The organism is Tissierellales bacterium (assembly GCA_025210965.1).
In the GTDB taxonomy this organism is placed as follows: domain Bacteria; phylum Bacillota; class Clostridia; order Tissierellales; family JAOAQY01; genus JAOAQY01.
Genome location: JAOAQY010000188.1, coordinates 1 through 9,215 on the forward strand (window position 1 = coordinate 1; position 9,215 = coordinate 9,215).

8 protein-coding genes are annotated in these 9,215 nt (G+C 33.4%); all 8 read left to right on the forward strand.

The features are described from left to right. The first annotated feature begins 120 nt into the window (after nucleotides 1-120). On the forward strand, nucleotides 121-552 hold the full coding sequence (locus tag N4A40_13745; protein MCT4662915.1) for a nucleotidyltransferase domain-containing protein: 432 nt from the start codon (nucleotides 121-123) through the stop codon (nucleotides 550-552). Further along, the gene (locus tag N4A40_13750; GenBank protein ID MCT4662916.1) at nucleotides 536-994 is read left to right on the forward strand and encodes a DUF86 domain-containing protein; all 459 of its coding nucleotides are present in this window, start codon (nucleotides 536-538) and stop codon (nucleotides 992-994) included. Before N4A40_13745 ends, N4A40_13750 begins: the two co-directional genes overlap by 17 nt. Before the next feature lie 5 nt (nucleotides 995-999). Continuing rightward, nucleotides 1,000-3,045: a hypothetical protein gene (locus N4A40_13755; GenBank protein ID MCT4662917.1), complete on the forward strand. Its 2,046-nt coding sequence runs from the start codon at nucleotides 1,000-1,002 to the stop codon at nucleotides 3,043-3,045. 130 nt (nucleotides 3,046-3,175) lie between these two features. Continuing rightward, nucleotides 3,176-4,279 carry a TolC family protein gene (locus N4A40_13760; GenBank protein ID MCT4662918.1) on the forward strand — a complete coding sequence of 368 codons (1,104 nt, stop codon included), beginning with the start codon at nucleotides 3,176-3,178 and terminating at the stop codon, nucleotides 4,277-4,279. Nucleotides 4,280-4,523: 244 nt separating this feature from the next. Beyond that, on the forward strand, nucleotides 4,524-6,398 hold the full coding sequence (locus N4A40_13765; protein ID MCT4662919.1) for an S-layer homology domain-containing protein: 1,875 nt from the start codon (nucleotides 4,524-4,526) through the stop codon (nucleotides 6,396-6,398). 34 nt (nucleotides 6,399-6,432) lie between these two features. Continuing rightward, a complete protein-coding gene (locus N4A40_13770; protein MCT4662920.1) occupies nucleotides 6,433-6,921 on the forward strand; it encodes a hypothetical protein in 489 nt (162 codons plus the stop codon). Nucleotides 6,922-7,450: 529 nt separating this feature from the next. Continuing rightward, the gene (locus tag N4A40_13775) at nucleotides 7,451-8,197 is read left to right on the forward strand and encodes an ABC transporter ATP-binding protein (GenBank protein ID MCT4662921.1); all 747 of its coding nucleotides are present in this window, start codon (nucleotides 7,451-7,453) and stop codon (nucleotides 8,195-8,197) included. Continuing rightward, nucleotides 8,157-9,215, forward strand: a 1,059-nt coding sequence (locus N4A40_13780; GenBank protein MCT4662922.1) for a hypothetical protein, incomplete at its 3' end; no start/stop codon positions are given. The genes N4A40_13775 and N4A40_13780, both read left to right, overlap by 41 nt.

The window sequence follows — 9,215 nt, forward strand, 5'->3', positions numbered from 1 at the left end:
ATTAAAGACAAGTGAGAACTTGTCTTTTTTGTTTTGTGCTATAATATGGGTATATGGTAGAGAAGACGATACTAGTCCATATCTGCATGTTCCTTTTGTTGATAGAAAGAGAGGTGCTAAATGAAAAAAATTAAAAATTTGAAAGCAATAGAGTCAATTAGTGGAATAGTTGCTATTTTGCAATTTGGAAGCTATGGAACTGATGACTGGATTGAAGGAAGAAGTGACATAGATTTTTTAGTATTGATGGCACCTAGATTTGAATATGAAGAAACACTTGATATAGAAGACGATTTAGAAACATTGCTAATGGATTATTATGATTATGACGATATTCATATTAGCTTTGTGTTGTACAAAGATTATGGATCGAAATATGCAAGGATATTGACTGATAGTGATCAAACTTTCATAATTGATGATAAAAATTGGTTTGATTTTCAACACTATGTATTTAAATACGCAAGGATTAATAATAATTTTGAACAAAGACTTATTGAAGATGAAAAGTATACTTATTTCGGGAGGGATGTTGATGACGCCCTATTATAAATACAAGAAGGAAAAATTTTACGAAAAATACAAATCGGCAAGTGATACATTAGATGATTTAAAACTTTCCTTGAAAAAATATGAAGATAGTCCAGATAGAATAATTCGCAGAGCTATATTTGCTTTTTTTCAAGATTTTTGCGAGTATATAGTGGATATGTGTGAGACATACATTGTAATAAATAATGGGAAAATAGATAGTAAAACATCTGCAATAAAACTAATAAGTCAGGCTTATGAGATGGGATTTTTTGAAGATGAATTGAAAAAAGATTTAAGTAAATGCGTAAAACTTAGAAATCGATATACTCACGATTATTACAAAAGAGAAGACAGTGAAGAATTGATTGAAAAGTTTTGCTACACGTCTATAATACATTTAGATATATTTTTAGAGACAAGCAAGGACAAAGTAATATTGAGATATAAAATGAGAGGATGAATCCTATGAAGAAATCAAATAAGTATTACATAAGTGCTATCGCGATAGCAGGGATTTTATTTTTACAGGGAGCGAATTGTTTTGCAAGTGGTGCAAACGACTTGAACTCCATGATAAAAAGTGTAGAAATTGTAGAAGTACCTAAACTAGAAGATACAGATAAAGCTACTCATAGCTATTTGGATGTAGACTTTGAGCAGGGAGAGCAATATATATTATACAGAGATAGAGGATATGAACTAGAGCTTATGGGCCTAAAGACAGAGAAAAGATTAGCTCTAGAGCCAGGTAAATACAAGGCTGTATTCAAATTTGTAGAAAATGGACGTTATTATCTAATTGTAAAAGATGCAGAAGTGAAATCACATTCAGTTAGCAAAATAGAGGTAGATGATAGAAATATAAAAACCTATCCATTAAAACTAGATGAAAAAATAGATTTCATAGCATTTTCACAGGCTGATTATGCAGCAGATAAAATCATACCTTATAGCACACTTGCAAGTGAACTAAGCGAGTTAAAGACGAACTTAGAACTTGTAGATATAACTATAAATGATGGGAAATCAGAACTTTGGCTCAGACATCCTGATGGCGGAATAAAAGAAATCAATGGGAAAAGAGAATTGAATATAGAATTGAATTTTTTTATAGATGTAGAAAATTCTCATAAGTCACAGAGAGGATACCGCATAGAATCTAAAATTCCAAGTGGATATAGACTAAATTACTACACATACAATGGAACTGAATACATCCCAAAGATTTCACTTAGAGAAAAAGAAAGTAAAAATGCACAAAATGTGTATAGCGCTGTAGAATTGGCATTAGAAAACGATTGGAAAGGCATAAAGCTTCGAAGACAGCCATTAGATGGTGAGGTTAAATATTCGATTGATGTCTTTGAAAATGTATTTCCATATCCTATAAAACTAAATGAGGAAAACATAGAGATAAAGGACTACTACACACAAATAGAAGAGAGAATAGAGGGGAGCTACCCTAAAGGACTGAGAGCCTCTATATACAAGCTTGAGAAAGAAAATGGAGAGTACCGCTACGAATACCAAAAAGAGTATGATCTCGAAGCAAAACATTCATTGATACTTCCAGATGAGCGGGAAGGAGTAAGCTATGCAGCTAGATTATATGGTCAGAGTGGAAGCGTGATTTATGATTTTGTGATACCAGATATAAGGGAAAAATCAGACATATTAGATGCAAACCTACCTAAAGGAATAGCGCTACTTATGGCTACAGAGCTAAAGGACAAGATAGATGATATAGTCATATCTCAAGATTTGATAGATGGCAAAATATACTCATTTAAACCAGTTGATATAACAAAGATAGTTACAAATTTTCAAGTGTCACCTGTAGTAGAATTGGGAATAAAATCTGGGGATTACAGATACTATTTAAGTCATAGATCGGATAGAACGTATTTTCCTATGGAAGATACTATTATAGATATAGCATCGGATGTCAGTGGGATAGCTACTGTGGGAGATATGAGCGTTAGTACAGATAGGATAGAGATACATCAAAACTTTATGCTTGAAGGTATAACGAAAAACGGAAAAATACTTGAGCCGACGAATGTTGCGACAGAAATGGATGATATGCAATTTGATTTGAGTACTGGGAGACTATACTTTAAAGAACCACTAAAAGAGGGAAAACTAAACTTTGAATTAAAATACGATATAGAAAACAACATATTCAATATTTCGAACATAGGGCATGTAAAAAACGTATTGAACTTAGATGGATATAGAGATGCAAAAATATACCCAGTCAAAATGTCTAAAAAATTATATGATCTCAGATTGAAACCAGAATATGACACTATAGACACTGCTGAGTACAAAGTGTACAATTCATCTAACGAAGCGAAATCAATTAAATTTATAGAAAAAGATCAAAAACTATACTTGGATTTAGGTGCGCAAGATTTTAGCGATACTTATACTGTAGTTATTGACACTTTAAAACTAAAAAATAGAACACTAAAAAATGTAATATTTAAAATTAAACACGAAAGAAACTAGAAAATTAAGTTAAAGTTAATAAAAAATTAATAAAGAGATGATAGAATCGATATTACAAGTGATAGCTGAGAAGTTTAAAGCGGACGGATACGGCGGAGAAAGAAAACGATGAGTTACAGGAGGGTTTGTGATGAAAAAATTTATTACAGGATTATTGATAGCTAGTATGGTGATGATGCCTATGACTAGTTTTGCGGTGAATCCTAATATATTGACTATTGAAGATGCAACAACAGAGGTTATGGAAAATAACACACAGCTGAAGATTCAGGATATAACTATACAGATGGCAGAAGATCAATTAGAAGAAACTGAAGATCAAGCGAGAAAAATCAAGCTAGAGGTAATAGACAAATATGGTTCTCAGAACTCTAAAGCAGATGCTAGAATTCAGAAGGATGTAGCAGTTCAGAGAGCTGAATTCAATTTGGAAACGGCTAAAATGGGAAAAGACGCTGCAGAGGAAAAACTAAAACTTTCAGTAAAAGAAGTATACTACAAATTAGTAGAACTTATAAAGACAATAGAACAGGTCGAGGAAAGCTACAATAATCTACTCGAGCAAAGAGATATAGTTAGAACTAAACTAGAACTCGGATCAGCTACACAGCTAGAGTATGACAAAATGGAAGCTAAAGTTACAGATTTGAGCAGTCAATTGACATACTTAAAGAGCACTCACGAAGTTACAAAAATGAAGTTTAACAACCTATTGGGTAGAGAAGATTTAAATGTGAATTTTGAATTAGATGAGACTATAAAAGCTAAACAATTCGATTATAATCTAACTAAAATAACAAACGAAATACTAGAAAATCAGCAAGCGATCAAAAACAAAGAAAGAGAATTTGAGATAGCAGATAGAGAAAGAGATATCTATATCAGAAGAGCTCAGACTGATTATATCAACAGAAAAGTAGCGGTTAACAACTGGAAAAAAGCAGAGATAGAGTTAAATGATGCTAGAAAACAACTAAAAATAGATACTTATGACAAATACTTTGAAATCAAAAAGTTAAATAGAGAGCTTAGTGTTGTAGAACTAAACAGACAAACAGCAGAAAAAGATTTAGAGATAGCAAAGATCAAACTAGATACGGGAATGATAACACAGCTTCAATATGCAGATGCTGAAAATGCATACATGAAAGCAAAAATAGATCAAATCAAAAAGATTCAAGAGTACAATATGAAGATAGAACAATTCGAATACTTTAGAACTACAGGAATGTAGGATGTAGCAACATAAATCACTAATAAGTTACCTTAAGATGGTGCCTGGCACCATCTTAAGGTAACTTATTTTTTTTGAATTTTTTAGGTGCTTTTTTTGTTTAAAATAAGAAAATTTTTTCATAGACTTGAAAAAAAGCTGGAAATTGTCGATAATAGAAGGTATAAGGGTAAGTATGAAGAGATAGCAGCACGGGATAGAGGGATTCCGTCTGCAAGAAAATAAAAAAGTGGAGGGAACTATTATGAAGAAGCTATCAAAATTTGCGGCACTTATTTCAACAGGAATTATAATAGCAAGTGCAAGTACTGCATTTGCGCAAATTTATACAGATGTACCAGATAGTCATTGGGCTAGTAAATACGTAGCTAGTATGAATAGATTAGGGGTTATAAAAGGATATGAGGATGCTACATTTAGACCAAATGAGTCAATAACTAGAGAGCAAGCTATGGTAATGATATCTAGAATACTAAAACCTAGTGATTCTGAAAAAAATGCAGCACTTTCAAAACACAAGACATATCTAAATAGCTTGGGTGCAGCATCTTGGGCTCAAAAAGATATTGCCTATGCTATCGAGAAAAAAATACTTACTAAAGATGACGTGAAGAAATTCTACTACAACAAAAAAGCGACAGTAATAACTAGAGAAGAGCTATGTATATACCTAACTAGAATGATGGGTAAAGAAGCAGATGCTAAAAATGCGAGCATCATAGTTATGTCATTTATAGATCAAGAACTAATAGGAGATGCTGCGCTAAAATACGTATATATCATACAGAACTTGGGGATAGTTCAAGGGACACCAGACAACAAATTCAATCCAAAAGGTGCTGTTACCAGAGCAGCCATGGCAAAAATGTTAGACCTAAGTTACAAAGAAATAGTTACAAATGGAGGATCTAGTTCAAGCTCTAGTTCAAGTAGCAAAGATAGTGGGACAAGTGCGACTATAGAGACAAAAGAAATAGAAGGAACTATAGAAACCATACTACAATCTGGAAAAGACAGGGTACATGTTTATGTCAAAACTGGAAGTAGAAAACAAGAGTTAGTTAGAGTAGATAAAGACTCAGACGTCAAATTCGGATCGAAGAGAATAGACTATGATGAATTAAAAGAAGGGTACGACGTAGAACTAACATACAAAGTTATAGGTTCTGAAAATATTGCAACAAAAGTCAAAATGTCTACAGTAGAAAAAGAAATTACAGCTGAAATATACGATGTCAAGACAGGAAGTTTGGTGCTAGATGTAGATGGAGATAGAGACACTTATGAACTAGATGATGATGTGGAAGTAGAAATCGATGGAGAAAAAAGTAGAGCATCTAGACTAGACGAAGATCAAAAAGGTGTATTTAAAATAGAAAATGGCAAAATAACAGAAGTTACAGTTATATCCAAGATACGAGAAATAAAGGGAACTATAATAGATATAGACACTAGAAAAAATGAGATAGAAATAGAAGATAGAGATGATGACAAACATACTTTTGAAATAGATGAAGATGATGTGGACATTGAAAGAGATAGAGATGATATAGACTTCGACGAACTAGAAGAAGGCGACGAAGTAGAGATAACGTTAGAATACGATGAAGTAACGAAGATAGAAGCAGAGAAGGTAGAACGAGAAATAGAAGGTTATATATCAGGTATAACGATAGACGGAGACAAATCTACCATAAAAATAAAAGACAGACAGAGCAAAGAACACTCATTTGAAGTAGACAAAGAAACAGATATAGAATTAGATGACAAGAATGCAGATTTGTACGATCTTAGAATAGGATACGCTGTAGAAGGTAAATACTCTGGTGGTACTATGCTGGAGATAGAAGCTGAAGTCAAGTACAAAGAGGACACTTTAAAAGGAAGAGTGTACAAAGTTTATGAAGATGATGACTATTTCAAAGTCAAAATTGAAAAAGATGATAGTGATGATGAAGACACTATAAAAGTACATGTAGATAGAGACACCACGATTATTCAAGGAAATGATAAAATAAGACTAAAGGAAATGGACAAAGATGACGAAGTTATTATTGTAGGGACGTATAAGGAAGATGATGAGTTTAATGCAAACTCTATAATAGTTATAGAATACTAGGGGAAAGCCAGTTAAATTAAGGGGAAGTGATATAATGTCAGGAGTTAACAGTATATACAATGTCAGTAGTAATCTGCCGAGGGGTTATCAGGCAAACATAAAAAACAAAACATTAATAGAGAGAATGCAGAAAGAACATCCGGGAATGATTGAAAAAGTAGCGAAGACGATTAATTCGACATTAGATAACGCCCTCATGGCTATCAGAGTAGAATCGAGATTTTCAAAAGAAAAAATGACTTTGAACCAAATGGAGAAAAAATGGCTTGGTGGTGGTTACAAAGCAAATTTTGCTGCCAATCTAAACAAAGCTGAAGATGCTTATTTTGCTACAGTATCAGCTAAGAGACAAAGTCAGCATAGAGAAACAGATAGAAAAATGAATCAAATCATAGAGACAAATAATCAGACCGGCGAGCAAAAAGCAGATCCGAAAAAAGTACAGGAGTACTTATCTGCTGAGAAGGGATACTTGTATGCGAGTCTTAAAATGCCTATGATGCCAGGTGAAAAGAGAGATTAGAGGCAAACAACTCACATAGTCTTAAATTTAGCGCTGGACAGCTATATATTATAGATAAAAAATGAAATAATTTAACGGCAAATAGAGACGGTTTTATTGTATTTGAAAATTTGAAACGATAGAACCGTATTCTTTTGCCGTTTTGTTTTGTGTTTTTTTTGTATCAAAAAAATTAAGAACAGATTAAAATTGTCAGAACATGAAACCAAATTGTAATTAATATTAAAAAATGAAGTGATATAATATTCGTGATAATAAAAATCGCGACCTATGTCATAAAGAGAATAACTAGTAGCGAAGGGAGGTTATTTCCATTACAGATTTAAAACCAAATTTGGATAAAAACATTGCAAGCGAACAGAAAACAAATTTAGAGAAAACGCAAGAAAACCTAATAGATGATTTAGCACCAAAAACTATAGGATCAACACTTGAAAAATCTCTAGGAGAAGAGCTTAGAGAAGCTCAAAAAGTGGGACTAAAGATCGAGGACATAGTAGAAAAAAAGGGTAGCGCAAAAGAAAAACCTATAATAAAGATAAGAAATCTAAGAAAAGTATATAAAATAGGTAAAGAAAAAGTAGTAGCTCTAAACAAAATAGACCTAGATATATACAAAGGTGAAATTTGTTGTATACTCGGAACATCAGGTTCTGGTAAATCAACTCTACTAAATATGATGGCAGGACTCGAGAAACCCACAAAAGGATACGTAGACATCAAAGATGAGAGAGTTACGAAAATGAATGAAAAGACATTAGCAAGCTTCAGACAGAAACATGTAGGATTTATATTTCAATCATACAACTTGATTCCTACCCTTACAGCTGAAGAAAACGTTAGCTTACCGCTTACATTCAGAGGGGTTCCCAAACATATACGAGATAAAAGAGCCAAGAAGTATCTAAAGGCTGTAGAGCTTGAAAACTACATCAAGCACAAACCGACACAAATGTCTGGTGGTCAGCAACAAAGGGTGGGAATTGCCAGAGCATTTACAGGAGAGCCAAGCATACTATTTGCTGACGAACCTACTGGAAACCTTGATTCAAAGACCACAAGCAAAATCATGGGTATCATGCTAGATCTAGCAGAAAAAAACGATCAGACGATGATAATGGTAACCCACGATAGAGAAATTGCCCAATACGCAGACAAAGTAGTATACGTATTGGATGGAAACATAGTAAAAGTAGAAGTAAAAGAGAAAGAAGACGTCAGGAGGTATGTCCATCATGCAAAAAAAATTGCAGAAGAACAAAAAGAAAAAAAATAATTCATACAGGGCATTGAGTATGCTACTAGTGGCAGTAATGCTCGTAGTGGCAATAAGCCCTATAGCTATGGCATCATCTACAGCCATTACAGTAGAAGATTTTAAATCAAGCGACTCAAACATATCTAAAGGAGAAAGCTTTGATTTAGAACTAGAACTTAAAAACAACACAGATGCTACGATAAACGACATCTACTTGAAAGTAGATTCTGGTTCAGCCTTTAGCTTAGATGGCAGAGGATCTAAAGAAAAAGTAGCAACTTCAATAGCAGCGAACGCTACTAAAAAAGTAAATGTTAAATTAGAGTATGATGGATCAGGCAGTGAAAAATTCAGTTTTGAGCTATTATATGGAGAACAATCTACATCGGATTATATAAAACTTCCTATTAAAGAAGAGAAAAAAGAAACAGACGAAGATGAAGATGATGAAGATGATAAAGCAGAACTAGTGATGGGAGAATCACCAGACAAAGACACAGTAGAGCCTGGAGACAATGCCAAGATATCTATCACACTAGAAAACACAGGTGATTTAGACGCTAAAGACATCAAAGTTACACCTGTAGTTTCTGAAGGAGATATTGAAATTGATGATTATGAAGAAGAAATCGACAAAATCAGAGACGGTAAAGAGGAAGAAGTTAGTTTCAAATTTGACGTAGACAAAAAAGCCAAAAATGGAACATACAAAATAGGTTTTCAGGTAAGATATGAAGACAAAAACGATAAAAAGTACACAGACAATGATACATTCTACGGATACATAAAAGTAGAAGGTAGCGATGAAAAACCAGAGATACTACCCGATAATATTTCTATTCAGGGAAACACACTCAAAGCAGGACAGCCAAGTCTAGTATTTATAGACTTTCAGAACGTAACAGAAAAAACAGCTGAAGATGTTAGAATCAGACTTAAAGGATACACACCAGATGGAATCAGACTTCACAAAGACGCTCCGCTAAAAGAACTAGGAGACATCGGATCAGGTCAAAAGGGAAGCACAGGCTATGTA